This is a genomic window from Microvirgula aerodenitrificans DSM 15089, from assembly GCF_000620105.1.
Lineage (GTDB): Bacteria > Pseudomonadota > Gammaproteobacteria > Burkholderiales > Aquaspirillaceae > Microvirgula > Microvirgula aerodenitrificans.
Genome location: NZ_JHVK01000002.1, coordinates 338676 through 363871, shown reverse-complemented (window position 1 = coordinate 363871; position 25196 = coordinate 338676). Strand labels below are relative to the sequence as shown.

The 25196-nt window shown below is 65.7% G+C and carries 22 protein-coding genes; 15 read left to right on the top strand and 7 right to left on the bottom strand.

Annotated elements, in window-relative coordinates:
• Positions 1–66 precede the first annotated feature (66 nt).
• Positions 67–639, top strand: coding sequence for a xanthine phosphoribosyltransferase (locus tag Q352_RS0103495; protein ID WP_028498158.1), 573 nt, complete (start codon positions 67–69; stop codon positions 637–639).
• A gap of 63 nt (positions 640–702) precedes the next feature.
• Positions 703–1932 (top strand): MFS transporter, encoded by a 1230-nt coding sequence (locus Q352_RS19620; RefSeq protein WP_036385119.1) that lies wholly within the window; start codon positions 703–705, stop codon positions 1930–1932.
• Positions 1933–1996: 64 nt separating this feature from the next.
• Here the strand turns inward: Q352_RS19620 and ubiT are convergent, their stop codons facing one another.
• From ubiT to ubiU, 3 genes are read right to left on the bottom strand one after another with little or no spacing between them, the layout of a single operon-like run.
• The gene (ubiT, locus tag Q352_RS0103485; RefSeq protein ID WP_028498157.1) at positions 1997–2434 is read right to left on the bottom strand and encodes a ubiquinone anaerobic biosynthesis accessory factor UbiT; all 438 of its coding nucleotides are present in this window, start codon (positions 2432–2434) and stop codon (positions 1997–1999) included.
• Position 2435: 1 nt separating this feature from the next.
• Complete coding sequence (locus Q352_RS0103480) at positions 2436–3335, bottom strand: U32 family peptidase (RefSeq protein ID WP_373280109.1); 900 nt, start codon at positions 3333–3335, stop codon at positions 2436–2438.
• A gap of 38 nt (positions 3336–3373) precedes the next feature.
• Positions 3374–4381 carry a ubiquinone anaerobic biosynthesis protein UbiU gene (gene ubiU, locus Q352_RS0103475; RefSeq protein ID WP_028498155.1) on the bottom strand — a complete coding sequence of 336 codons (1008 nt, stop codon included), beginning with the start codon at positions 4379–4381 and terminating at the stop codon, positions 3374–3376.
• Positions 4382–4590: 209 nt separating this feature from the next.
• Between ubiU and Q352_RS0103470 the strand changes: the two genes are divergently transcribed.
• From Q352_RS0103470 to Q352_RS24245, 4 genes are all read left to right on the top strand, one after another.
• Positions 4591–5808 (top strand): SpoIIE family protein phosphatase, encoded by a 1218-nt coding sequence (locus tag Q352_RS0103470; RefSeq protein ID WP_051528646.1) that lies wholly within the window; start codon positions 4591–4593, stop codon positions 5806–5808.
• Positions 5808–6395: a SiaB family protein kinase gene (locus Q352_RS0103465; RefSeq protein WP_233495161.1), complete on the top strand. Its 588-nt coding sequence runs from the start codon at positions 5808–5810 to the stop codon at positions 6393–6395. Before Q352_RS0103470 ends, Q352_RS0103465 begins: the two co-directional genes overlap by 1 nt.
• An 8-nt stretch (positions 6396–6403) precedes the next feature.
• Positions 6404–6787, top strand: coding sequence for a DUF1987 domain-containing protein (locus Q352_RS0103460; protein ID WP_028498152.1), 384 nt, complete (start codon positions 6404–6406; stop codon positions 6785–6787).
• 89 nt (positions 6788–6876) lie between these two features.
• Entirely contained in the window at positions 6877–9027 is a 2151-nt protein-coding gene (locus tag Q352_RS24245; protein WP_028498151.1) for a methyl-accepting chemotaxis protein, read from the top strand.
• Positions 9028–9043: 16 nt separating this feature from the next.
• Here the strand turns inward: Q352_RS24245 and Q352_RS0103450 are convergent, their stop codons facing one another.
• Both Q352_RS0103450 and Q352_RS0103445 read right to left on the bottom strand, forming a co-directional pair.
• On the bottom strand, positions 9044–9424 hold the full coding sequence (locus Q352_RS0103450) for a SirB2 family protein (protein ID WP_028498150.1): 381 nt from the start codon (positions 9422–9424) through the stop codon (positions 9044–9046).
• Between the two features lie 3 nt (positions 9425–9427).
• Complete coding sequence (locus Q352_RS0103445) at positions 9428–9973, bottom strand: gamma carbonic anhydrase family protein (RefSeq protein WP_036385114.1); 546 nt, start codon at positions 9971–9973, stop codon at positions 9428–9430.
• Between the two features lie 92 nt (positions 9974–10065).
• Between Q352_RS0103445 and Q352_RS0103440 the strand changes: the two genes are divergently transcribed.
• Complete coding sequence (locus Q352_RS0103440) at positions 10066–12099, top strand: M3 family metallopeptidase (RefSeq protein ID WP_028498148.1); 2034 nt, start codon at positions 10066–10068, stop codon at positions 12097–12099.
• Positions 12100–12175: 76 nt separating this feature from the next.
• On the opposite strand, the gene Q352_RS0103435 is transcribed toward Q352_RS0103440, so the two are convergent.
• Together Q352_RS0103435 and Q352_RS0103430 are read right to left on the bottom strand one after the other, a co-directional pair.
• A complete protein-coding gene (locus Q352_RS0103435) occupies positions 12176–12628 on the bottom strand; it encodes a GNAT family N-acetyltransferase (RefSeq protein WP_036385111.1) in 453 nt (150 codons plus the stop codon).
• A gap of 2 nt (positions 12629–12630) precedes the next feature.
• Positions 12631–13047, bottom strand: coding sequence for a MaoC family dehydratase (locus Q352_RS0103430; protein ID WP_028498146.1), 417 nt, complete (start codon positions 13045–13047; stop codon positions 12631–12633).
• A 214-nt stretch (positions 13048–13261) separates the two neighbouring features.
• Here Q352_RS0103430 and Q352_RS0103425 point away from each other — a divergent pair, with 214 nt between their 5' ends.
• The 8 genes from Q352_RS0103425 (at position 13262) to greA (ending at position 25179) form a co-directional block, all read left to right on the top strand.
• Entirely contained in the window at positions 13262–14011 is a 750-nt protein-coding gene (locus Q352_RS0103425; RefSeq protein ID WP_028498145.1) for an electron transfer flavoprotein subunit beta/FixA family protein, read from the top strand.
• 2 nt (positions 14012–14013) lie between these two features.
• The gene (locus tag Q352_RS0103420; RefSeq protein WP_028498144.1) at positions 14014–14952 is read left to right on the top strand and encodes an electron transfer flavoprotein subunit alpha/FixB family protein; all 939 of its coding nucleotides are present in this window, start codon (positions 14014–14016) and stop codon (positions 14950–14952) included.
• A gap of 169 nt (positions 14953–15121) precedes the next feature.
• Positions 15122–16906 carry an acyl-CoA dehydrogenase gene (locus tag Q352_RS0103415; protein ID WP_028498143.1) on the top strand — a complete coding sequence of 595 codons (1785 nt, stop codon included), beginning with the start codon at positions 15122–15124 and terminating at the stop codon, positions 16904–16906.
• Positions 16907–17187: 281 nt separating this feature from the next.
• A complete protein-coding gene (locus Q352_RS0103410) occupies positions 17188–19248 on the top strand; it encodes an LTA synthase family protein (protein WP_028498142.1) in 2061 nt (686 codons plus the stop codon).
• Between the two features lie 229 nt (positions 19249–19477).
• On the top strand, positions 19478–20608 hold the full coding sequence (carA, locus tag Q352_RS0103405) for a glutamine-hydrolyzing carbamoyl-phosphate synthase small subunit (RefSeq protein ID WP_028498141.1): 1131 nt from the start codon (positions 19478–19480) through the stop codon (positions 20606–20608).
• A gap of 23 nt (positions 20609–20631) precedes the next feature.
• A complete protein-coding gene (leuE, locus tag Q352_RS0103400; protein ID WP_028498140.1) occupies positions 20632–21288 on the top strand; it encodes a leucine efflux protein LeuE in 657 nt (218 codons plus the stop codon).
• A 28-nt stretch (positions 21289–21316) separates the two neighbouring features.
• Positions 21317–24526 carry a carbamoyl-phosphate synthase large subunit gene (carB, locus tag Q352_RS0103395; protein ID WP_028498139.1) on the top strand — a complete coding sequence of 1070 codons (3210 nt, stop codon included), beginning with the start codon at positions 21317–21319 and terminating at the stop codon, positions 24524–24526.
• Between the two features lie 176 nt (positions 24527–24702).
• A complete protein-coding gene (gene greA / locus Q352_RS0103390) occupies positions 24703–25179 on the top strand; it encodes a transcription elongation factor GreA (RefSeq protein ID WP_028498138.1) in 477 nt (158 codons plus the stop codon).
• Positions 25180–25196: the final 17 nt, after the last annotated feature.

The following is a 25196-nucleotide window of genomic DNA, read 5'->3' as shown; positions in this document are numbered from 1 at the left end:
TTCCTGCCCACGAAAGCGGTGGCTGCTGTAAAATCGCGCGCTTTACGCGATTTCCCAACTCCCGCCATGGAAACCCTGAAGCGCAAGATCCTCGACGAGGGTCGCCTGCTCGACGGCCACATTCTCAAGGTCGACAACTTTCTCAACCACCAGATCGATGTCCGCCTGCTCGACGCCATCGGCGCCGAATTCGCCCGTCGTTTCGACGGCGAGGCCATCGACAAGATCCTGACCATCGAGGCTTCCGGCATTGCCGTCGCCGTGGCGGCCAGCCCGCACTTCGACCATGCCCCGGTCGTGTTCGCCAAGAAGACCCAGAGTCTGAACCTGGATGGCGAAGCCTACGAATCGTCGGTCTACTCGTATACCAAGCAGGCCACCTACAAGGTCCGCGTGTCCAAGCGCTATCTGCGTGCCGGCGAGCGCGTGCTGATCATCGACGACTTCCTCGCCAACGGCGCGGCGGCCACCGGGCTGATCGACATCGTCCGCCAGGCCGGTGCGGTACCGGTCGCGGTCGGCATCGTCATCGAAAAGGGCTTCCAGCCCGGGCGCAGCAAGGTCCAGGATGCCGGCGTGCGGGTCGAGTCGCTCGCGGTGATCAAGAGCTTCGACGACAACCGCGTCCACTTCGACTGATACCCCTTTCGCGCCGGCCCAGTCCGGCGCGTTGCATTTTCTCTCCCAGCCAGAGTCTTCCCCATGACCGTTACTCCCCGCCTCGGCGGCCCCGCCGCCTGGGCCAACTGGATCGTCGGCACGCTGTTCGTCGTGCTGCTGTTCGACTTCCAGACCGGCTATGCCATCGTCAACAGCGACCTTGCCCGCGATACCGGGCTCGGACTGGGCGACGTCGTTGCGCTCGGCGCGATCTACACCTGGGTGTTCGCCGTCAGCCAGCTGTTCTCCGGCGCGCTGCTTGACCGGGCCGGCGCGCGCATCATGCTGCCGCTGGCGATCGGTTGCTTCGCACTCGGCGCAGCGCTGTTCGCGATGGCCGATTCGTTCGCCATGCTGGCCTGGGCGCAGGCGGTGGTGGCGATCGGTTCGTCGTTCGGTTTCGTCGGCGCCGGCTTCCTGGGCGGACGCTGGTTCGGTTTTGCCAGGTTCGGCCTGATGTTCGCCATGGTGCAGGCCATCGCCGCCATCGGCTCGACCCTGGGCCAGGCCGGCCTGCAGGCCGCCCTCGCCCATGTCGACTGGCGGGCGATGTCGTGGTGGGCCGCCGGCGCCGGTGCCGCACTGACACTGGTGGCGCTGGCCGTGGTGCGCGACCCGCAGCCTCAGCCTCGCTCCAGTGGCGGCGTCGCCGGTTTCGTGACCGGCGTGCTGCACGACATCCTGTCGGTATGCCGCATTCCGCAAGTCTGGTTCGGCGTGATCGCCGGGGCGGTACTGTTCGGTCTGCTGCTGGCGCTTGGCGTGCTGTGGACGCCGAAGATCCTGGCCGCCCATGGCCTGAGCGGGACCGAAGCCGGCTATGCGACATCGGTGTTGTGGCTGGGCCTGGCCGTCGGTGCACCGCTGACCGCGCGCTGGTCGGACGCGGTGCACTCGCGCCGGCTGCCGATGCTGCTGATGACCGTGCTGCTGGTGCTCGGCATGGCCGCACTGCTGTTCCTGCCGCTGACGGCGCTCAGTGCCGGCGTGGTCTGCTTTGTCATCGGGCTGGCCACCGGGGGACACATGCTGTCGTTCGTGACCGCGGCCGAACTGGTCGAGCCGCGACTGATCGGCACCTCGGCCGCCATCGCCAACGGTGCCAAGTTCATTGCCGCCGGGCTGCTGATGGCGCTGCCGAACCGCTGGCTGGCCAGTACCGAACCGTCGCTGGCCGATTACCAGCTGGCGTTCTGGCCGTATTTCGCACTGCTGGTCGTGGCGGCGCTGCTGGCGTGGGGCATGCAGGAAACCTGGCGCGACGCGGAGTAAGGCCAGGTATCAGCAGGCATGAAAAAGCGCGACACTGTCGCGCTTTTTTCATTCTGGCAGGCCCTTACACGGCGATAAAACGCGCCAGCGGCGTGCCGCTCCAGTCGATCGCATCGAGCATGTTCTTCACGATCAGTCCCAGTTCGGTATCGCCCTCGATATCGAGCTTGCGGTTGAAGAACAGCGTGTCCGGATCTTCCTCGCGCAGCGCCAGCCGGGCAAAGTCGCAGGCGCGGGCGGTGAAGTGCAGGTCCGGCGTGTCCGGCCGGGCAATGGCGACGAACTGACCATTGCGGACGGTGAACGATGCGGTCAGGCCGGCATCGCTGGACTCGACCACGAAGGTGCGCTCTTCGAGCAGCTCCAGCGAATCGGCCGGCAGGATGCCGCGCCGGCCGGCCAGGTTCAGCGCGGCGACCAGCGCCATCGACAGCGGGCGCTGCGGCAGCTTGCGGGCCAGCTTGCCGAGCGGGGCCGGCAGGGTAATGTCGGGAATGCTCATCTCAGGCTCCTGATTGCATGATGCCGGCCTGGCCATGCCAGTAGCCGTTGACCAGCGGGGCGTGCGCCAGCGCGGCCAGATCGGTGCCGGCTGCCGGGGCGCCGTGCGCCATGGCCTGACGGAACGCGGCGGCCACCGCCAGCGTATCGCGCGATTGCGGGCTGATGCGGACGATGTCGACACCGGCGTCGGCCAGACCGGGCAGGTCGCCGCACAGGTTCATCACGCCGCCGGACAGGGTCTGGATGCCGTTGACGGTCAGGAAGTCCTGGCCTTCGCGGGTATCGAGTTCCATGCCGTCCGGGTGTTCCAGACAGCGGAACTGGCAGTCATCCTTGTTCAGATTGAAGTGGCGGGCGGTAAAGCAGCGTGCCGAGAACGCCAGCGGCAGCTTGCCCCAGGCGAATACCTCGCATTCAAGGCCGGCCGGCCGGGTCGCCAGCACGGCGGCGATGCGCTCGCGCGGCATTTCCACCGGCGGCACCCAGCGGAAGGCGCCGAGACGGACTACCTGGGCCAGCGTGTCCTCGTTGTAGATATTCAGGTGCGGGCCGGCGATGACCCGGCAGCCGGCATCGCGGGCCAGTTTCAGTGCGCCGAGGTCATTGGCCTCGATGGCGAACTCGCCATGCTGGACGAACTTGCGCTGGCGCTTGAGGTCGGATTCACTTTCCAGCAGTGCCTGTGCCGACAGCACGACTTCCTTGCCGGCGTCGGCCAGGTCGCGTGCCAGACCGAGCCAGTCGTCGGTGCGGATCTGCTGGCGGCGGGAACAGACCACCTCGCCGAGGTAAATGGTGTCGATGTCGGGGCATTGCGAGACATCGGCGTAGAACTGCATGACCGTTTCGCGTGGCCAGAAGAACAGCAGGGGGCCGAGAGAGAGTTTCATGGGGGGCATCGAATCCGGTTGGGGAGATCGCGGCGGCGGGGCCGCGATTATTTCCATGGGCGGTTGTAGGCGCCCAGCGTCTGCTGCTGGCCTTCGGACAGCTTGCCGAGCTCCGTCTGCCACGCCGGTCGCACGACGAAGCGCGAGTCGTCCTGCCAGGCGGCGTCGATGGCGGTGCGCAGCACGCGGGTCACCTGTGCCGCGTAGGCCGGGCTGCGCTGGCGGCCCTCGACCTTGATCGCCGACACGCCGATCGACATGATCTGCGGCAGCATCTCCAGCACGTTCAGACTGGTCGGCTCTTCCAGGGCGTAATAGGTTTCGTCGTTGACGTCGAAGCGGCCCTTGCACAGGGTCGGATAGCCGGCGGCCTCGTCCTTGCCGTAGCGGTCGATCAGGATGCCGTTGAGACGCGCTTCGGTACCGGTGGCGGTCCGTTCCCATTTGACGAACTTGGCCGGCGAGCACACGCCGTGGGTGTTCGGCGATTCGCCGGTCGCATAGCTGGACAGCAGGCAGCGGCCCTCGACCATCACGCACAGGCTGCCGAAGCCGAATACTTCGATCTCGACCTCGGTATGGTCGATCACGTGGCGCACCTGGTCGAGCGTCAGCACGCGCGGCAGCACCGCACGCTGGACGTTGTACAGCTCGCGGGCAAGGTTGATCGCCTCGTAATTGGTGGCCGAGCCCTGCACCGACAAGTGCAGGCGCAGTTCGGGATGACGGCGCGAGGCATAGTCGAGCAGGCCGAGGTCGGCGACGATGATGGCGTCGATGCCGAGTTCGGCCGCTTCGTCGATGGCGCGGTGCCACTTGGCCATTTCTCCGGCCTGGGCATAGGTATTGATGGCCATCAGCACCTTGCGCTGTCGCGCATGGGCATAGGCGATGCCGTCGCGCGCCGACTTGTCGTCAAAGTTCAGACCGGCGAAATTGCGCGCGTTGGTGTTGTTCTTCAGGCCCATGTACACGGTATCCGCGCCATGATCGATCGCGGCCTTCAGGGCCGGCAGACTGCCTGCAGGGCAGACGAGTTCGGGTTTTTTGCGCATAAGCGGGATGTTCTGGCGTCCGGGCGGGCAAATGGGAATGAGCGTAGCAAAGGCGGCCCGCCGGGCCATTGAGTCACATCAATTCCAACAGGCTTGCGGATGTCGTATCTGCCGCGAATCTGTTCATCTGCCTGTCATTGAACGGACAAGGCGATTTAACACGCGCTGCCTACCATCCTGTCCATCCCATTGCCGCAGTGAACCTAGCCATGCGCCAGACCCCTGCCAACCGCCAGACCGCTGCTGCCCTGATGTCGGTGGCGCCGGCCGCCACCCCGGGCCAGACCAACGACGACATCCTGTCGATCTTTACCCGCCATCCGCACCTGAGCGGCCTGCCGGTGGTCGAGAATGACCGCCCGATCGGCCTGATCAACCGCAACCAGTTCATGAACCACCTGGCGCGACCGTTCCATCGCGAGATTTTCGGCCGCAAGAGCTGCATTGCCTTCATGGACAACACACCGCTGGTGGTAGCGCACGACACGCCGCTGACCGACCTGTCGTACCTGGCGCTGGCCAATGGCGACAAGACCCTGAATGACGGCTTTATCGTCACCGACCACGACCGCTATGCCGGGGTCGGGCTTGGCGTCGACCTGATGCGTGCCATGACCGACCTGACCGCGGAAAAGAACCGCCAGGTGATGGAGTCGATCCACTACGCCAGCGTGATCCAGCAGTCGTTCCTGCGCCATTCGCGCCGCGACATGGCGGCGACGCTGGACGACTACTTCATGCACTGGGCGCCGCGCGATGTGGTCGGTGGCGACTACTACTACTTCGTGCGTCGTCCGGAAGGCTTCTTTGCCGCCGTGATCGACTGCACCGGTCATGGCGTGCCCGGTGCGTTCATGACCCTGATCATGGCCAGTGCGCTGAACCAGGTGCTGCGCCACGCCGATCTGCGCGATCCGGCCGGGCTGCTGGGCGAGATCAACCGCATGGTCAAGGCCTCGCTGGGCCAGCAGGCGGACGAGGTCGCCGCCGCCGACAGCCAGCAGTCGGATGACGGCATGGACACGGCGTTCCTGTTCGTCGACAGCCAGACCCGGCGCATGACCTTTGCCGGCGCCAAGACGCCGGTATTCCTGCTGACGCCGGGCTCGGATGCGTTCGAGGTGCTGGACGGCAACCGGATGGGGGTCGGCTATGTGGCCACGCCGGACGATTACTGCTGGGACAACCGCGAAGTGACGCTGGCGCCGGGCACGACGGTCTATGTGAGTACCGACGGGCTGATCGACCAGATCGGCGGCAGCAAGCGCATCGCCTTCGGCAAGCGCCGGCTGCGCGAAACCCTGCTGCGCTGCCGCGATCAGCCGCTGCCGGCCCAGCAGGCGGAATTGCTCGAGACCTTCGACCGCTGGCAGGGCAGCGAGCCCCGCCGCGACGACGTGACCGTCTTCGGTTTCCGGCTGCCCTGATGGCGCCGTCCCCTTCCCACTACGGACTGATCATGCTGCAGCATTTTGCCCGTTTCCGTGAGCTCGCCGCCGAGCACCAGGTGGTGTTCTTCTACAACGGTACCTTTTCCCAGCCGGTTATCGCCGCGATGGCCGATGCACTGCGCGCCCGGCTGACGGTGCAGGGCGCGGCCGGCGTGCGCCAGCGCAAGCTGTTCTCCAGCTTCATCGAGATGGCGCAGAACATCGTCCACTACTCGGCCGCCTGCGTCGGCAGCCCTGACCAGCGCGATCACGAGCTGCGCGACGGGGCGCTGTATGTCGGCGAACGTGACGGCCAGCACGTGATCGTCTGCGGCAACCTGATGGATGCACTGGAAGTGCCGAGGCTGACCGCGCGGCTGGAACCGCTGCGACGCATGAGCAGCGAGGAAATCCGCGCGCAGTACCGCCAGGCGCTGCGCGCGGAAAACGAAGCGACCAGCAAGGGCGCGGGGCTGGGCTTCCTGACCGTCGCCCGCGATGCCGCCGAACCCATCGAGTACCGGTTTGCCGCCAGCCCGGCGCATCCCGGCCATGTGATGTTTTACCTGCAAGCCATCATTTGAGGTTGCCCATGAAAGCCATCCATCTGCCGGCCACGGCCTATACGCCGCAAGTCGATTTCGACTTCTCCACCCATCGTCTGTCGCTGCGCGGCGAGTCGTATCCGGAAAACGCCGCCTTGTTCTACCAGCCGCTGATCGACGCCGTGGTGCAGTACATCGGCCAGTTGCAGGAAACGCGCATTACCGTCGATGTCGCGCTGGCCTATTTCAACAGCTCCAGCACCAAGCTGCTGTTCAGCCTGTTCGACCACCTGAACCAGGCAGCGCTGGCTGGCAACGACGTGTCACTGAACTGGCACCATGATCCGGAAGACGACACCATCGTCGAGTTCGGCAATGAGCTGGCCGACGACTTCAACGCGCTGGAATTGCGGCTGGTCGAGATCGTCTGACCCCGGCCGGGCGGTTCACCCGCGGGCATTCTTGGTACGCATATTGCATAGCAGTGTGACGATATCGAGCATGAACGGGATGGAACGCCATGAGCCAATTCAGTGAACGCATGGCGCTGAGCGCGTCCGAACGGCGCTGGCTGCCGTGGTCCGGCCGGACCGGCAAGCTGGCCATGCGCCATGCCTGCTGGCTGAACCGCGACCGCTGTCCGGCCATCGAGAGCACTTTCGATGCGTTCTCGCGCACCCGGGTGGCCCTGCTGACCCAGTGGACCGAGCAGCTGTGGCAGTACCTGGACGGGGCGGCCGAACGTCTGGCCAGCCTGCCGCCGGCGTCGTGTGCCGATACCCTGTCATCCCAGCTGGCCGAGCTGTCCGACGTGACGGAGCTGTTTCTGCTCGGTGCCGACAACTGCGTGCTGGCGTCGAGCGCGCCCGGCCGCACTGGCCGGAGCGGGCCAAACGCCCAGGCACTGGAACAGGGGCTCGGGCGCCCGTTCCTGTACGGGCCGTACTGCGATGCGGACACCGTGGCGCTGGGGCCGCGCTCGTCGCGCTTTCACGACGAGGTGACCCTGCTGTTCCTGCGTCCGGTCCAGCGAGACGGCGAGTGCATCGGCTGCCTGTGCGCACGGGTACCGAACGATGTGCTGGGTGACCTGATCCAGCGCGAAGCCGGGCATATCTTCCACGAGTCGGGCGACAACTATCTGTTCATGGTCGAGTCGCGCTTCGATCCTGCCATTGCGCCGGGCACGGCGCTGTCGCGTTCCCGCTTCGAGGACCGCACTTTCAGCAGCGGCGACAACCTGAAAGATGGCGTGCGCACCGCCTATGGCACCGTCATGGTGCGTAATCACACCGAGTTCGAGCTGGTGTTCAACGACCCGGCGACCGGGCGGCTGCACCCCGGGGTGCGCGAGACCATCCGCAACGGGCAAAACCTGTTCGTAGCCTATCCGGGCTATGCCGATTACCGCCATATCCCGGTGATCGGCAAGGGCATGGTGTTCCAGCTGCCGGGATCGCCCGACCGCTGGGGCATGATGTGCGAGGCCGATCTGGAAGAGGTCTACCGCTACCGTTCGATCAGCTTCCAGCTGATGTGCGGCTTCATTCTGGTGCAGGCGCTGCTGGCCATCATCGGTCTGGCGGTGCAGGCGCAGTGGTCGCCGTCGGTCTGGGGCATGGCGCTGGTGCATGGCGTGCTGCTGCTGTTCGGCGCAATCGGTTTTCGCCAGGTGATTGCCCGGCCGCTGGCGCTGCGGCTGAAAGACACCATCGGCATGGTGCGCAATCTTGCCGAGGGCGATGGCGACCTGACCCTGCGCATCGACCGCAGCCGGTTGAAGGCCGACGAAACCGGCGGGATGGCGCAGTGGGTGAACAGCCTGATTGATCATCTCGATACCACCATCGGCCAGGTGGTGCGGGTCAGCCATGTGCTGGAACACCACAACCGGGCCATGGAGGCGCACAACACCGCCGCCGTGGTGGCGGCCGGGCAGGTATTCAGCACGGTGGAACGCACCCGCGACGGCATTGCCCAGCAACTGCTTGCGCTGGACGAGGCCAGCCGTGATGCCGGGCAGATGGAAACGGCGATGGTGCAGCAGCGCGAGGCCGCCCGCCTGCAGCTGGCCGCCGTCAGCGAACGTACCCTGCATATCCGTGAAACCGTGGGCGAATCGGCACGAACCATCGTCGCCCTCGGCGACAGCACGCGCGAGATTGGCCTGGTGGTAGAGCTGATTCAGGGCATTGCCAATCAGACCAATCTGCTGGCGCTGAATGCCGCCATCGAAGCGGCGCGCGCCGGCGAATCCGGGCGCGGCTTCGCCGTGGTCGCCGATGAGGTGCGCAAGCTGGCCGAACGGACCAGCCAGTCGACCCACGAGATCGGCAGCATGATCGAGCGGGTGCAGGGACAGGCGCAGAATGCGGTCGATACCATGCAGGTCGGCATGGAAAACCTGGAGGAGGGGCTGGCGCTGGCTGAAGCCTCGGCAGGGGAGAATGCCGAGGTCCGGCAGATTGTCGGCACGCTGCTGTCGACCATAGACCAGCTGACCGAATCCGGACGCGCCCATGCCGGCGAGACCGGCATGATCGGCACCGTGGCCGGTTCGATGCAGAAGGCCCAGTACAGCCTGACGGTCAGTGCCGCGCAGACGCGGCACACCATCGGCTGGCTGGCACTGCTGGCCGGCCGTTTCCGGGTCAGCGCCGCCGGCCGCTAGGCCGGGGCGCGCCGGGTCAGAAGAACGGCAATACCATCTTGGTCTTGGCGATGGCGATGATCCACATCACCACGAACAGGCCGAGCACGAAGGCGATGCTGCGCTGCGACCGGGTCGGGCCGCGGCGCAGCGCCCAGACCCCGAGCAGCACATAGACGACCAGCAGCACGATCTTGGCCATCAGCCACGGCTGTTCCAGCGGGTTGTACTGCGCCTGCCAGGCCAGCATCACGCCGAACACCAGCAGGAAGGTGTCGATGACATGCGGCGCAATGCGGGCGAGGCGCGAACTGCGCCATGGCGAGCCCGCCAGCATCAGCAGGCCGCGAATGAAGAACGACAGCGCGGTCAGGTAACCGAGTCCGGCGTGCGCGTGTTTCAGTGCCAGGTAGTCCATCGCTTACTCCCCCGAGCGGTGTTTGGCCGCAAGGCGGACATAGTGGGCGGCGGAATACGGCAGGAAGGCGCGATCCTCGTCGGTCAGGTCGCGCAGGCGCTTGACCGGGCTGCCGACGTACAGGCCGCCGGACAGCAGGCGCTTGCGCGGCGGCACCAGGCTGCCGGCGCCGACGATCACGTCATCCTCGATGATGGCGCGGTCCAGCACCACGCTGCCGATGCCGATCAGCACCCGATTGCCGACCGTGCAGCCGTGCAGCGTCGCATGATGGCCGACGGTGACGTCGTCGCCGATCACCAGCGGTGCGCCTTCCGGGTCTTCCGGCGGGCGACGGTGGCTTTCGTGCAGCATGGCGAAATCCTGGATATTGCTGCGCTTGCCGATGCGCACCGCGTTGACGTCGGCGCGCACGACCGCCATCGGCCAGACCGAACTGTCCTCGCCGAGCACGCAGTCGCCGATTACCAGCGCGGTGTCGTCGACGAAACAGCTATCGGGAACGGTGGGCGTGATGCCGTCAAAGCGGCGGATATTGCGTTTCTCCATGCGGACCCCATTTGCCTAATCTGAAGTGAATCATTCTCAATGTTGACCGTGACGCGGCAAAAAAGCCATGCCGCCGTCGCCAGGAAGCCGCCATGACCGCACCCAACCCGCTGATCGACTACCCGAACCTGCCGCCGTTCGCCGCCATTCTCCCCGAACACGTGACCCCTGCCGTCGAGCAGGTGCTGGCCGATGCCCGCGCGGTGGTGGCGTCGCTGACCGCCGGGACGTCGACGCCGGGCTGGGACACCTTTGTCGAACCGCTGAACGACGCGACCGAGCGCATCGGCCGGGTATGGGGGCCGGTGTCGCACCTGCAGTCGGTGGTCAATACGCCGCCGCTGCGTGAAGCCTACAACGAAAACCTGCCGAAAATTTCGGCGTTCTTCACCGAACTCGGGCAGAACCTGGCACTGTTCGACAAGTTCAAGGCCCTCGTGGCCTCGCCGGAGTATGCAAAGCTGAGCCCGGCGCGGCACAAGGTGCTGGAAAACGAACTGCGTGACTTCCGCCTGTCCGGCGCCGAGTTGCCGGAAGCGCAGAAGCCGCGCTTTACCGAAATCCAGCTCAAGCTGTCCGACCTCGACGCCCGCTTCGAGCAGAACCTGCTCGACGCCACCGACGCTTTTGCCTACTACGCCGAAGAGAGCGAAATTGTCGGCGTGCCCGATGACGTCAAGGCCATGTACCGCGAGGCGGCCGAGAACGACGGCAAGGCCGGCTACAAGATCACGCTGCAGTTTCCGTTCTACTACCCGCTGCTGCAGTATGGCGAAAATCGGGCACTGCGCGAGACACTGTATCGTGCCTATGTGACGCGCGCGTCCGAGTTCGGCGATGAAAAATGGGACAACGGTCCGCTGATCCGCGAAATGCTGACGCTGCGTGCCGAAGAGGCCCGCATGCTCGGTTTCGCCAGTTTTGCCGAACTGTCGCTGGCGGCGAAGATGGCCGATACCCCGGTCCAGGTCACCACCTTCCTGCGTGATCTGGCCGCGCGCGCCAGGCCGTTCGCGGTCAAGGACCGCGAGGAACTGGAGGCGTTCGCCCGCGACACGCTCGGCCTCGACACGCTGGAAGCCTGGGATGTGTCGTTCGCGGCCGAGAAGCTGCGCGTGCAACGCTACGCCTTCAGCGAACAGGAAGTGAAGGCCTACTTCCCCGAAGCCCGCGTGCTGGACGGCCTGTTCGGCGTGGTACGCACCCTGTACGGCATCGACGTGGCCGAAACCCGGGCCGAGGTCTGGCATCCGGACGTGCGCTTCTTCGAGATCCGCAAGGACGGCAGCAAGCTCGGCGAGTTCTATCTCGACCTGTATGCCCGCGCACAGAAGCGCGGCGGCGCCTGGATGGACGATGCGCGCGGCCGTCGCCGCAAGGGCGCGACGCTGACCACGCCGGTCGCCTACCTGACCTGCAACTTCTCCGCCCCGGTGGCCGGCAAGCCGGCAACTTTCACTCATGACGAAGTGATCACGCTGTTCCATGAATTCGGGCATGGCCTGCACCACCTGCTGACCCAGGTCGACGTGCCGGGCGTGGCCGGCATTTCCGGCGTCGAGTGGGATGCGGTCGAGCTGCCGAGCCAGTTCATGGAAAACTTCTGCTGGGAATGGGATGTGGTGTCCGGCATGAGCGCCCATGTCGAGACCGGTGCGCCGCTGCCGCGCGTGCTGTTCGACAAGATGCTGGCGGCGAAGAACTTCCAGAGCGGGATGATCACCGTGCGCCAGATCGAGTTCGCGCTGTTCGACATGCTGCTGCACAGTGATTTCGACCCGGTCGGTGGCGACTGGCGTGCGCTGCTCGACGAGGTCCGGCGCGAAGTGGCGGTGAACTTCCCGCCGGTGTACAACCGCTTCGTCAACAGCTTCAGCCATATCTTTGCCGGCGGCTATGCGGCGGGTTACTACAGCTACAAGTGGGCGGAAGTGCTGTCGGCCGATGCCTACGCGGCGTTCGAGGAACACGGCGGCGCCAATGCGGAAACCGGCGCGGCATTCTGGCGCGAGATTCTGGCCGTTGGCGGCTCGCGGCCGGCCATGGTGTCGTTCAAGGCCTTCCGCGGTCGCGAACCGGCGCTGGATGCGCTGCTGCGCCACAACGGCATGACGGCAACTGCCTGAGCAGCAAGCCGGTGTGAAAACGCCGTCTCCCGGTATCGGGGACGGCGTTTTTTTGTCTGCACTGCGCGACGGCAGCCTATTTCGTCAATGGTTTGGCGAAATGGAAGGTGGCGATATGCATGCCTTCGCGGAAGTAGAAACGGTGCGCATCATGGCGATGCGTGGCCGAATCCAGGTGCAGCGTGTCGGCTCCGGCGGCGAGGGCGCGGGCTTCGAGCGCGGCGATCAGCTGCTGGCCGACCCCCTGTGAGCGCTGCGTGGCCCGGGTGACCAGATCATCGACATAGAAAAACGGTCCGTTGGCCCAGGTATTGATGTGGCAGCGCCACACCGCCAGCCCGAGCACGCGCCGTTCCGCATCCAGCGCGACCAGCATGCGGCCGCCGCCAGCAAACAGCCCGGCTATGAACGCCGGGTAGTCGGCCGGCAGTTCCGGACGCAGTTCGCGATGGATATCCGCCGCCTGCGCCAGCAGATCGGGGCGCAGCAGCGCGCCGACCGCGTCGGTGACGTCTATGATGTCGATCATGCTCAGCCCCGGCTGGGAGCAATCACAAGTGACTCACCTTCAAGCACTACCGTATCCTTGACCCGGCATTCGGTCTTCAGCGTCACGCGCTTCTTGACCGGGTCCAGGGTGGTGACGGTGCAGCGGGTGTTGACGGTGTCGCCGATGCGCACCGGCGCCTTGAACTTGCAGCTGTTTGACAGGAAGATCGTGCCTTCGCCCGGCAGACGCGTGCCGAGGATGGTGGAAACGAAGCTGGCGGTCAGCATGCCGTGAGCGATGCGCGACTTGAATGGCGTGGCTTCGGCATACTCGGCATTCAGGTGCATCGGGTTGGTGTCACCGGAAACGGCTGCAAACATCAGCACGTCGGCATCGGTGATGGTCTTGCCGAATTCGGCGTACTGGCCGATTTCCAGGTCTTCAAAGTAGAGGGTCATTCCATTACTCCTTTGTTGGTTTGTCGGGCAAAAGTTGCGATGTTGCAATGCAGCACATTACCATGTGTACCCACTTATGCGTCAGAGTGGCCGTTCAGCGCAAGATGCGATTGTCGGCCAGCAAAAAGTCGGGTATAAATTCAAACGCTCGTTTGAGAGTCGCGGAGCCGCGCCGGTCTGTCGGTCGACGCTCACTGAATTCTGCTGGAGGAATATGAAAGCACTAGTCGCCGTGAAGCGCGTTGTCGATTACAACGTGAAGGTCCGCGTCAAGGCGGACGGATCGGATGTCGATATCGCCAACGTCAAGATGTCGATGAATCCGTTCGATGAAATCGCCGTCGAAGAGGCCGTGCGCCTCAAGGAAGCCGGCAAGCTCAGCGAAATCGTCGCCGTGTCCTTCGGGGTCAAGCAGTGCGAGGAAACCCTGCGCACCGCGCTGGCGATGGGGGCCGACCGTGCCGTCCACGTCGAGACCGATGCCGAGCTGCAGCCGCTGGCCGTGGCCAAGCTGCTGGCCAGACTGGTCGAGAAGGAAGCGCCGCAACTGGTGATCCTCGGCAAGCAGGCCATCGACGACGATGCCAACCAGACCGGCCAGATGCTGGCCGCGCTGATCGGTGCCGGCCAGGGCACGTTTGCCTCCAGGGTTGAACTGTCGGCGGAATCGGTGACCGTGACCCGCGAAATCGACGGCGGGCTGGAAACCGTCAAGTTCGGCCTGCCGGCGGTCATCACTGCCGACCTGCGCCTGAACGAGCCGCGCTACGTCAAGCTGCCGAACATCATGGCCGCCAAGAAAAAGCCGCTGGAAAAACTGACCACGGCCGATCTGGGCGTGGATGTCGCCCCGCGACTGAAGACGCTGAAATTCGCCGAGCCGGCCAAGCGCTCCGCCGGCATCAAGGTGGGTTCGGTTGCCGAACTCGTGGCGAAACTGAAGAACGAAGCAAAGGTGCTGTGAGCATGGCCATCCTCGTTATTGCAGAACACGACACCGCCGCGCTGAAGTCGGCAACCCGCAACACCGTCGCCGCCGCGCAGAAGCTCGGCAGCGACATCCACGTGCTGGTCCTGGGCCAGAACGTCGGCGCCGTGGCCGCCCAGGCTGCCGCGCTGGCCGGCGTGCAGAAGGTGCTGACGGCCGACAACGCCGCCTTCGCCCATGCGCTGGCGGAAAACCTGGCCCCGGCCGTGGCGGAAATCGCCCGTGGCGGTTACAGCCACGTGTTGGCCCCGGCCACCACCTTCGGCAAGAACCTCGCCCCGCGCGTGGCCGCCCTGCTGGACGTGGCGCAGCTGTCCGACATCGTTGCCGTGGAATCGGCCGACACCTTCGTGCGTCCGGTCTACGCCGGCAACGTGCTGGCCACGGTGCAGTCGATCGACCCGATCAAGGTCATTACCGTGCGGACGACGGCATTCGAGCCGGTCGCCGACGGCGGCAGTGCCGCGGTTGAAGCCGTGGCGGCGGGCAGCGATGCCGGCCTGTCGGTCCACATCGGTTCGGAGCTGACCAAGTCCGATCGCCCGGAACTCGCCGCAGCCCGGATCGTCGTATCCGGCGGTCGTGCCCTCGGTTCGGCCGAGCAGTTCCAGGCCGTGATCGAGCCGCTGGCCGACAAGCTCGGTGCCGCCGTCGGTGCGTCGCGCGCCGCGGTCGACGCCGGCTACGCGCCCAACGACTACCAGGTCGGCCAGACCGGCAAGGTGGTGGCGCCGGAACTGTATCTGGCACTCGGTATCTCCGGTGCGATCCAGCATCTGGCCGGCATGAAGGACTCCAAGGTGATCGTCGCGATCAACAAGGACGAAGAAGCGCCGATCTTCCAGGTCGCCGACTACGGGCTGGTGGCCGATCTGTTCACCGCCGTGCCGGAGCTGATGGCCGAGCTGTCGAAGTAAGCACCATGACCAGGGTCGCACAGACGGCCCGGTCGGGACGGGGCCTCAGGCCCTGCCCACCCGATTTCACGAGGCGGCGCCACCCTGTCCGGTAACGGACCGGGTCGCCGCCTTTTTGCCGCCGATTACGGCCGGCATCCCGAACAGACGAGAAACAAAGGAGTACATCATGAGCTATCAGGCCCCGCTGAAAGAGATCCGCTTCGCGCTGGAACAGGCGGAACTGACCGCCGTCTGCACCCTGCCGGGTTATGAGGACTGCAACGTCGAACTGACCGATGCGATCCTGGACGAAGCCGCCAAGTTTGCCGAAGGCGTACTGGACCCGATCAACCGTGCCGGCGACAAGGGCAACGTCTGGGCCGACTACGCGGTGACCACCGCCGAAGGCTTCAGCGAGGCGTATGCCCAGTTCCGCGACAGCGGCTGGGGCGGTCTGCGCGCGCCGCAGGCATTCGGTGGCCAGGGGCTGCCGGCGCTGGTGGCGATGGCGACCGAGGAAATGTGGTGCGCGTCCAACCTGTCGTTCAGCCTGGCACCGCTGCTGACGCTCGGCGCGATCGAGGCCCTGGCCCATCATGCCGATGCCGAACTGCAGGCGGTCTATCTGCCGAACATGTGTGCCGGCATCTGGACCGGCACCATGAACCTGACCGAACCGCAGGCCGGCTCCGACCTGGCCCAGGTCAAGACCCGGGCCGTACCGGCCGACGACGGCAGCTACCTGATCACCGGCCAGAAAATCTTCATCACCTGGGGTGAGCACGACATGGCCGACAATATCGTCCATCTGGTGCTGGCCCGCCTGCCGGACGCGCCAGCCGGCGTGAAGGGCATCTCGCTGTTCGTGGTGCCGAAGTTCCTGGTCAATGCCGATGGCAGCCTCGGCGCGCGCAATGACGCCCGCTGTGTATCGATCGAGCACAAGCTCGGCATCCACGGCTCGCCGACGGCGGTGATGAGCTTCGGCGACGAGGGCGGTGCGGTCGGCTATCTGGTCGGCGAAGCCAACAAGGGCCTGTCGTACATGTTCACCATGATGAACCACGCCCGCCTCGGCGTGGCGGTGGAAGGCATGGCGATCTCCGAGCGTGCGTACCAGCAGGCGGTCGACTATGCGCGTGACCGCGTGCAGTCGCGCGAACTCGGCAGCCCCAATCCGGCACCGGCGGCGATCATCCGTCACCCGGACGTGCGCCGCATGCTGATGACCATGCGCGCCCAGATCGAAGCGCAGCGCCTGCTGACCTATCTGGCTGGCGCGACGCTGGACCGTGCGTCCCATCACCCGGTGGCGGCGGAAAAGGCGCGCAACCAGGCGCTGGTCAATTTCCTGATTCCGATCGTCAAGGGCTGGAACACCGAACAGGCGAATGAAATCACCTCGCTCGGCGTGCAGGTGCATGGCGGGATGGGCTTTATCGAGGAAACCGGCGCAGCGCAGTACTACCGCGATGCGCGCATCACCTCGATCTACGAAGGCACGACCGGCATCCAGGCCATGGACCTGATCGGCCGCAAGCTGGCCAGCGAAAACGGCGTGACCGCCCGGGCGCTGCTGGAAGCGGTCAAGGGCGACGCCGCGCGCCTCGATGCGCTGGGCGCGCCGTTCGCCGCCACCCGCGCGCATCTGGAAGCCGGTGTGGCTGCCGCCGAGGCGTGCGTCGACTATGTGCTGGCGAATTTCGCCACCGCGCCGCAGGGCCCGGCCGCCGGCTCGGTACCGTTCCTGAAGCTGATGGGCATTCTGCTTGGCGGCTGGCAACTGGCGCGTGCCGCGCTGGTGGTCGACGCCCAGCGCCAGAATGCCGATGCCGACACGGCCTTTATCGACGCCAAGCAGATCACTGCGCGCTTCTTTGGCGAACACCTGCTGCCGCAGGTGCCGGGCCTGGCCGCTGCGATCACTGGCGGTGCCGACTCGGTGCTGGCGCTGGACGACGCTGCATTCTGAGCGGGTCGGCTCATAAAGGCGGGCACCGGCGGCAGCAATGGCGTCGGTGCATGCCGGACTGACAGAAACTGCCGCCAGAACGGCAGTCCGCCTGATTGAATCCTGCCCGTTCCATCCCCGCCGCCGCAGGGGAAACGCCGCTTCGCTGCGGGCGGGGTTTATGGACAGGCTGAAACCGCGTCGCCGCAAGGTGACGCGGTTTTTTCGTCCGGGGAGCAAGGTCTGCCGACCGGCGGCCTGCTACACTCGCGCCTTTATGCCGCTGGTCGCTGGTTCGGGAAATGCGCACATACCAATTTGAGTCGTCCGCCGAAGCGGGTTTCTGGGGGCGTTGCCGCCAGGGGCTGCTGCTGGCGGTATTGTTGCTGGTGTTCCTGACCGGAATGCGGGTCTGGCTGGTGCTTGGCTATGCGCCGGCGGATACCGCCGCGCTGAAGCAGGACTGGCTGCATGCCCTGCTGATGGGGCTGCGCTTCGACGCCAAATGGGTCGCCTCGACGCTGCTGCCGGCCTGGCTGCTGCTGGCGCTGGCCCAGGCGCTGCCGGGCGGGCTGCGCCGTCTGCTCGATCAACTGGTGGTGCGGGTCTATGCGCCGCTGGCGGTGGCGGCCCTGACCCTGGTGTCGATCGTCAATCATTTCTATTTCGGTTTCTATCTGAGCCCGATCAATCCGATCGTGTTCGGGCTGTTCGAGGACGATACCGGCGCCATCCTGTCGACGGTGTGGCGCGACTATCCGGTGGTCAGCGGCACGCTGGCCTGGCTGGCCGCCACCGCGCTGATCCTGTGGCTGGCCGGCCGCAGCCGCGGCCGTTCGGCCATTGCCGGCTGGGGCAAGCCCGCCCAGGCGCTGATGGTGGTGCTGACCGTGCTCGGCTTCACCCTGCTGGCGCGCGGCAGCCTCGGCACTTTCCCGCTGCGCGAAACCGATGTGGCGGTATCGACCAACTCCTTCATCAATTCGACGGTGCCGAACGGCCCGCAGGCGCTGTATACCGCCTGGGGCATCCGCAAGGAAATGGACCTCGGCCGCGATCCGTATGCCGGCCTGAAGCGCTTCGGCTTCAAGACGCCGCTGGAAGCCGCACACGCACTGGGCTGGCAGGGCGACGACGAGGCTGCACTGGCCCGCTCGGTCTCGACCTTCGCGAAACCGTCGCTGTCGGCGCCGCGTCCGCACGTGGTGTTCGCGCTGATGGAGTCGTTCGGCCGCGAACTGCTGAATACGCAGGACCCGGTCGCCAATGACGTGCTCGGCCGGCTGGCGCCGCATTTCGACCAGGATTATTACTTCTCGCGCGCGATCTCCATCGAGCACGGGACCTTCCCCAGCCTGGAAGGCCTGCTGTACGGTACACCGATCTCGCCGCTGACCCAGAGCGGCTACGGCTACAAGCCGTTCCCGTTCTCGGCGGTCAAGCCGTTCAAGGACGCCGGCTACAAGGTGGTGTTCATCACCTCCGGCAGCGCCAGCTGGCGCGGGCTGGACCGCTCGCTGAAAGTGCAGGGCTTCGACGAAGTGGACGGCATGCAGCGCATCCTCCAGCGCTTCCCCAATGCGACCACCGGCACCTGGGGCGTCGACGACGACTACATGTTCCGCTTCGCCAGCGAGCGGCTGGCCGAGGCCGACCGCAAGGGCGAGAAACTGATGCTGTTCACGCTCAGCGTGACCAATCATCCACCGTACCGGCTGCCGGCCGACTACCGGAAGCGGCCGCTGGACGTGAACCGGCTGCCGGCGCACCGGACGGCCGACACCCGGCTGGCGCAGAGCATCATGGAAACCTACCAGTATGCGAACGACAGCCTCGGCGGCTTCATGGACCGGGTCAAGGGCAGCGCACTGGCGTCGCACACCATTGTCACCGCCACCGGCGACCACAACTCGCGCTCGATTTTCGAGTACCCGGACTCCAGCATCCTGCCGCTGAAATACGGCGTGCCGATCTATCTGTACCTGCCGCCGGCCATGCGACCGCACGGCAAGGTCGACACCCGGGCCTGGGCCAGCCACCGCGACATTTTCCCGACCCTGTATGCGCAGGCGCTGGGCATGGCGCCGTCGTGGTGGGCCGGTCGCAATCTGCTGGCGCCGGCCAGCCGGCCGACGGCGGTCAGCTTTATCCAGGACGAGGGCGGGCAGGGCATCGTCATCAGCGACGACGGCGCCGCCCAGAACCTGACCCGGCCGGCCTATCTGCGCTGGAATGGCGACCAGTTGCAGCCGGCCGGTGCCAATGTGCCGGAAGCGCTGCGCGCCGAGACCCGGCGTGCCCAGGCCTGGCTGGCGCTGTCGGACTGGCGGGTGCGCCGCGCGGCGCTGGCGGAGAAACGCTAGCGGCCTGCGATGACAGGGTGATGGCGACGGAATGATCGATGCAGAGCGGTTTTGCAGAATATTCGCAAGACCTTATTTGCAAATTGAAACATTCATGTCGCTTGATTGAAAATATTGCGACGCAGTAAAATCCGAAGGTTTGACCGAACGGGATGAGCGGCCGACGAGCCTGCTTGTCCCGTTTGGCGCATCTAGCGTCCGTATTCTGCATCACACACAGGAGCAGCCCGTGTCCGATCACCCAGCAATTCTCGCGCTTGCCGACGGTACCCTTTTCCGCGGCCGCGCCATCGGCGCGTCAGGCGTCACGGTCGGCGAGGTGGTGTTCAATACCTCGATGACCGGCTATCAGGAAATCCTCACTGATCCGTCCTATACCCGCCAGCTCGTCACTCTGACCTACCCGCATATCGGCAACGTCGGCGCCAACGCCGAAGACGTCGAGTCGCGCGGCGTGTTCGCCGCCGGCCTGATCATCCGCGATCTGCCGCTGATCCATTCCAGCTTCCGCGCCACCGAGTCGCTTGGCGACTACCTGACCCGCAATGGCACCGTCGCCATCGCCGATATCGATACCCGCCGGCTGACGCGCCTGCTGCGCGAAGGCGGCGCCCAGCCGGGCTGCATCATGGCCGGCGACATCGACGCCGGGCGCGCGGTGGAACTGGCGCGCGGCTTCGGCTCGATGGCCGGCCAGGATCTGGCCCGCGTCGTGTCCTGCAGCGAAGCGTATCCGTGGAAGCAGGCCGAATGGCAGCTCGGCAGCGGTTATCGCGACAGCACTGCCCCGCGTTTCCGCGTCGTCGCCTACGACTTCGGCGTCAAGTACAACATCCTGCGCATGCTGGCCGAACGCGGCTGCGACATCACCGTGGTGCCGGCGCAGACCCCGGCCCGCGACGTGCTGGCGCTGAACCCGGACGGCGTGTTCCTGTCCAACGGCCCTGGCGATCCGGAACCGTGCGACTACGCGATCGCCGCCATCCGCGAACTGCTGGACAGCGGCGTGCCGGTGTTCGGCATCTGCCTCGGCCACCAGCTGCTCGGCCTGGCCACCGGCGGCAAGACCAGCAAGATGAAATTCGGTCACCACGGCGCCAACCACCCGGTGCAGGATCTCGATTCCGGCCATGTGATGATCACCAGCCAGAACCACGGCTTCCAGGTCGACGAGACCAGCCTGCCGGCCAATGTGCGCGTCACCCACCGCAGCCTGTTCGACGGCACCGTGCAGGGCATCGCCCTGACCGACAAGCCGGCGTTCAGCTTCCAGGGGCACCCGGAAGCCAGCCCGGGCCCGCATGACGTCGCCTACCTGTTCGACAAATTCATCGGCCTGATCGAAGCGCGTACGCGCTAGGACGGACCCGGGGAGACAACAGCATGTTCGGCATCACCGATCCCGCCACCTACCTGATCGGCACGATTTTCATCGTGCTGCTGCCAGGCCCCAACTCACTGTACGTGCTGTCGATCGCCGCATCGCGCGGCATTCGCGCCGGCTATCAGGGGGCGCTGGGCGTGTTCGTTGGCGATGCCGTGCTGATGACGCTGGCCGCGACCGGCATGGCAGCGGTGCTGAAAGCCTATCCGGTGCTGTTCTGGGGGCTGAAATACGTCGGTGCCGGCTATCTGGCCTGGCTCGGCTGCAACATGCTGCGCGCCGCGTGGCGCGCCTGGCGGCAGGCCGGCAGGCCCGCCGCGCCGATCGCGCCGCCGGCCGCCGCCGTGCAGGGCGGGCAGCCGTTCCGCAAGGCGCTGGTCATCAGCCTGCTGAACCCGAAAGCCATCCTGTTCTTCCTGTCGTTCTTCATCCAGTTCGTTGATCCGGCCTATCCGCATCCGGCCGTCACCTTCCTGGCGCTGGCGGCCATCCTGCAGGCATGCAGTTTCACTTACCTGACCGTGCTGATCCTGGCCGGCAGCCGGCTGGCGGACGCGTTCCGTCGCCGGCAGCGGCTGGCATCCGGCGTGGTCGGCGGTGTCGGTGTCATGTTCCTCGGCTTCAGTGCCAAGCTCGCCACGGCGAGCATCCATTAAGATTTCTACAGATTCAGCGGAAGCAGCCATGCCCAAACGTACCGACATAAAGAGCATCCTGATCATCGGCGCCGGCCCGATCGTGATCGGCCAGGCGTGCGAATTCGACTATTCCGGCGCCCAGGCGTGCAAGGCACTGCGCGAAGAAGGCTACAGGGTCATCCTGGTCAATTCGAACCCGGCCACGATCATGACCGACCCGAACATGGCCGACGTCACCTATATCGAGCCGATCACCTGGCAGATGGTGGCCAAGATCATCGACAAGGAACGTCCTGACGCCGTGCTGCCGACCATGGGCGGCCAGACCGCGCTGAACTGCGCGCTCGAACTGGCCCGCCACGGCGTGCTGGAACAGTTCAATGTCGAACTGATCGGCGCCTCGGTCGAGGCCATCGACAAGGCGGAAGACCGCGACAAGTTCAAGCTGGCGATGCAGAAGATCGGCCTCGAGTGCTCGCGCTCCCGCGTCGCCCACAGCATGGACGAAGCGCTGGAAATCCAGGCCGGACTCGGCTTCCCGACCATTATCCGCCCGTCGTTCACCATGGGCGGCTCCGGTGGCGGCATCGCCTACAACCGCGAAGAATTCCTGACCATCTGCGAGCGCGGCTTCGAGGCCAGCCCGACCCACGAGCTGCTGATCGAAGAATCCATGCTCGGCTGGAAAGAATACGAGATGGAAGTCGTGCGCGACCGCGCCGACAACTGCATCATCATCTGCTCGATCGAGAACCTCGACCCGATGGGGGTGCATACCGGTGACTCGATTACCGTTGCCCCGGCGCAGACGCTGACCGACAAGGAATACCAGATCATGCGCAACGCGTCGCTCGCGGTGCTGCGCGAGATCGGCGTCGATACCGGCGGTTCCAACGTGCAGTTTGCCGTCGAGCCGGAAACCGGCCGCCTGATCGTGATCGAAATGAACCCGCGCGTCAGCCGCTCGTCGGCGCTGGCGTCGAAGGCGACCGGCTTCCCGATCGCCAAGGTGGCGGCCAAACTGGCGGTCGGCTACACGCTGGACGAGCTGAAAAACGACATCACCGGTGGCGCGACCCCGGCCTCGTTCGAACCGTCCATCGACTACGTGGTCACCAAGATTCCGCGTTTCGCCTTCGAGAAGTTCCCGATGGCGAACGACCGCCTGACCACGCAGATGAAGTCGGTCGGCGAAGTGATGGCCATCGGCCGTTCGATCCAGGAATCACTGCACAAGGCGCTGCGCGGCCTGGAAACCGGCCTGGCCGGCTTCGACCCGCAGACCACTGACCTGGACACCATCCGTGCCGAAATGGGCGCGCCGGGCCCGAACCGGCTGCTGTACGTCGCGGATGCCTTCCGTGCCGGCCTGTCGGTCGACGAGGTGTACGGCATCAGCCGCATCGATCCGTGGTTCCTGGTGCAGATCGAGGATCTGATCCGCGATGAACAGCAACTGGCCGGCCGCACGCTCGGCACGCTGGATGCCGGCGCAATGCGCGCGCTGAAGCGCAAGGGCTTCTCCGACCGCCGCCTGGCTGCGCTGTTCGGCGTCGACCAGAGCGTGGTGCGCCAGCACCGCTGGGCGCTGGGCGTCCGTCCGGTCTACAAGCGGGTCGACACCTGCGCGGCCGAGTTCGCCACCAGCACCGCCTACATGTACTCGAGCTACGAGGAAGAGTGCGAAGCGCGGCCGACGTCGCGGCGCAAGGTGATGGTGCTCGGCGGCGGCCCGAACCGTATCGGCCAGGGCATCGAGTTCGATTACTGCTGCGTGCATGCGGCGCTGAGCCTGCGCGAATCCGGCTTCGAGACCATCATGGTCAACTGCAACCCGGAAACGGTGTCCACCGACTACGATACGTCGGACCGGCTGTACTTCGAGCCGCTGACGCTCGAGGACGTGCTGGAAGTGGTCAATGTCGAGCAGCCGTGGGGCGTGATCGTCCAGTACGGTGGCCAGACGCCGCTGAAGCTGGCGCGCGCGCTGGAAGCCAACGGCGTACCGATCATCGGCACCTCGCCGGACATGATCGACGCCGCCGAAGACCGCGAGCGCTTCCAGAAACTGTTGCAGGACCTCGGTCTGAAGCAGCCGGCCAACCGCACTGCGCGCAATCCGCAGGACGCGCTGCGGCTGGCGGCCGAGATCGGCTATCCGCTGGTGGTGCGCCCGAGCTACGTGCTGGGCGGCCGGGCGATGGAAATCGTCCACGAACAGGCCGACCTCGAACGCTACATGCGTGAAGCAGTCAAGGTATCGAACGACAGCCCGGTGCTGCTCGACCGCTTCCTGAACGACGCGATCGAAGTCGACGTGGACGCGATCGGCGACGGCAAGGACGTGGTGATCGGCGGCATCATGCAGCACATCGAGCAGGCCGGGGTGCACTCCGGCGACTCGGCGTGCTCGCTGCCGCCGTACAGCCTGTTCCCGGCGCTGCAGGACGAGATCCGCCGCCAGACCGTGGCCATGGCCAGGGCGCTGAACGTGGTCGGGCTGATGAACGTGCAGTTCGCGATCCAGGGCGATACCATCTTCGTGCTGGAAGTGAACCCGCGCGCCTCGCGGACCGTGCCGTTCGTGTCCAAGGTGACCGGCCGGGATCTGGCCAAGGTGGCCGCGCGCTGCATGGCCGGCATCACGCTGGCCGAGCAGGGCATCACCGGCGAAGTGGTGCCGCCGTACACCGCGGTCAAGGAGGCGGTGTTCCCGTTCATCAAGTTCCCGGGCGTCGACACCATCCTCGGGCCGGAAATGAAGTCCACCGGTGAAGTGATGGGGGTCGGCCGCAACTTTGCCGAAGCCTTCGTCAAGGCGCAGATGGGGGCCGGCGACCGCCTGCCGACATCGGGCAAGGTGTTCATCTCGGTCCGCAACGGCGACAAGCACGGCATCGTCGACGTGGCGCGCGAACTGCAGCGGGCCGGCTTCGGCCTGTGCGCGACGCGCGGCACGGCCAGGGTGCTGGCCGACGCCGGCATGGGTGTGCAGCGGGTCAACAAGGTGACCGAGGGTCGTCCGCACGTGGTCGACATGATCAAGAATGGTGAAATCGCCATGGTGATCAACACCGTGGAAGAAAAGCGCCAGTCCATCATCGACAGCCAGTCGATCCGTTCCAGTGCCCTGCAGGGCCGGGTGCCGTTCTATACCACGCTGGCCGGTGCGCGCGCCGTGGCGCATGGCCTCAGCGAGAGCCAGGCGCTGGACGTCTATCCGCTGCAGGATCTGCACACCCAGTTGAAGGGCTGAATCGGCCGCAATGACGATGACGTTGGCAAACGCTTGGATTGACCGGCGTTTGCCGCTAGAATCGTCGGCAACCGATTGAATCGAGAGAAGCCGCCGTCCCCGTGACGGCGGCTTGCATTTTATGTCGCGACCGTCGCACCGCGGGTGCCGGACGGACGAGAAGGAGGATGAGTGAAATGATCAAAGTGCCGTTGACCAAGTTTGGCGCCGAGCAGCTCCGGAACGAACTGCAGAACCTGAAGTCCGTGGCCCGTCCGGAAGTGATCGCCGCCATCGCCGAGGCGCGCAGCCACGGCGACCTGTCGGAAAACGCCGAATACGACGCCGCCAAGGAACGCCAGGGCTTTATCGAGGGCCGGATCGCCGATCTGGAAAGCAAGCTGTCCAACGCGCAGGTCATCGACCCGGCGCAGCTCGATGCCGATGGCCGCATCGTGTTCGGCGCCACCGTGCAGCTGGTCGACCTGGAAAGCGATGACCAGGTCACCTACCAGATCGTCGGCGACGACGAAGCCGACATCAAACTGGGCAAGGTCTCGGTGAATTCGCCGATCTCGCGTGCCCTGATCGGCAAGGAAGCCGGCGACGTGGCCGAAGTGGTCGCGCCGGGCGGCATCCGCGAATACGAAGTGCTCGACGTCAAATACCTCTGACGTCCTGATCCTGGCCG

Bases quoted from the DNA above. Each gene is read 5' to 3' on its own strand.
- Q352_RS0103495 (WP_028498158.1), top strand. From the start codon at position 67: ATGGAAACCCTGAAGCGCAAGATCCTCGACGAGGGTCGCCTGCTCGAC.
- Q352_RS19620 (WP_036385119.1), top strand. From the start codon at position 703: ATGACCGTTACTCCCCGCCTCGGCGGCCCCGCCGCCTGGGCCAACTGG.
- ubiT (WP_028498157.1), bottom strand. From the start codon at position 2,434: ATGAGCATTCCCGACATTACCCTGCCGGCCCCGCTCGGCAAGCTGGCC.
- Q352_RS0103480 (WP_373280109.1), bottom strand. From the start codon at position 3,335: ATGCCCCCCATGAAACTCTCTCTCGGCCCCCTGCTGTTCTTCTGGCCA.
- ubiU (WP_028498155.1), bottom strand. From the start codon at position 4,381: ATGCGCAAAAAACCCGAACTCGTCTGCCCTGCAGGCAGTCTGCCGGCC.
- Q352_RS0103470 (WP_051528646.1), top strand. From the start codon at position 4,591: ATGCGCCAGACCCCTGCCAACCGCCAGACCGCTGCTGCCCTGATGTCG.
- Q352_RS0103465 (WP_233495161.1), top strand. From the start codon at position 5,808: ATGGCGCCGTCCCCTTCCCACTACGGACTGATCATGCTGCAGCATTTT.
- Q352_RS0103460 (WP_028498152.1), top strand. From the start codon at position 6,404: ATGAAAGCCATCCATCTGCCGGCCACGGCCTATACGCCGCAAGTCGAT.
- Q352_RS24245 (WP_028498151.1), top strand. From the start codon at position 6,877: ATGAGCCAATTCAGTGAACGCATGGCGCTGAGCGCGTCCGAACGGCGC.
- Q352_RS0103450 (WP_028498150.1), bottom strand. From the start codon at position 9,424: ATGGACTACCTGGCACTGAAACACGCGCACGCCGGACTCGGTTACCTG.
- Q352_RS0103445 (WP_036385114.1), bottom strand. From the start codon at position 9,973: ATGGAGAAACGCAATATCCGCCGCTTTGACGGCATCACGCCCACCGTT.
- Q352_RS0103440 (WP_028498148.1), top strand. From the start codon at position 10,066: ATGACCGCACCCAACCCGCTGATCGACTACCCGAACCTGCCGCCGTTC.
- Q352_RS0103435 (WP_036385111.1), bottom strand. From the start codon at position 12,628: ATGATCGACATCATAGACGTCACCGACGCGGTCGGCGCGCTGCTGCGC.
- Q352_RS0103430 (WP_028498146.1), bottom strand. From the start codon at position 13,047: ATGACCCTCTACTTTGAAGACCTGGAAATCGGCCAGTACGCCGAATTC.
- Q352_RS0103425 (WP_028498145.1), top strand. From the start codon at position 13,262: ATGAAAGCACTAGTCGCCGTGAAGCGCGTTGTCGATTACAACGTGAAG.
- Q352_RS0103420 (WP_028498144.1), top strand. From the start codon at position 14,014: ATGGCCATCCTCGTTATTGCAGAACACGACACCGCCGCGCTGAAGTCG.
- Q352_RS0103415 (WP_028498143.1), top strand. From the start codon at position 15,122: ATGAGCTATCAGGCCCCGCTGAAAGAGATCCGCTTCGCGCTGGAACAG.
- Q352_RS0103410 (WP_028498142.1), top strand. From the start codon at position 17,188: ATGCGCACATACCAATTTGAGTCGTCCGCCGAAGCGGGTTTCTGGGGG.
- leuE (WP_028498140.1), top strand. From the start codon at position 20,632: ATGTTCGGCATCACCGATCCCGCCACCTACCTGATCGGCACGATTTTC.
- carB (WP_028498139.1), top strand. From the start codon at position 21,317: ATGCCCAAACGTACCGACATAAAGAGCATCCTGATCATCGGCGCCGGC.
- greA (WP_028498138.1), top strand. From the start codon at position 24,703: ATGATCAAAGTGCCGTTGACCAAGTTTGGCGCCGAGCAGCTCCGGAAC.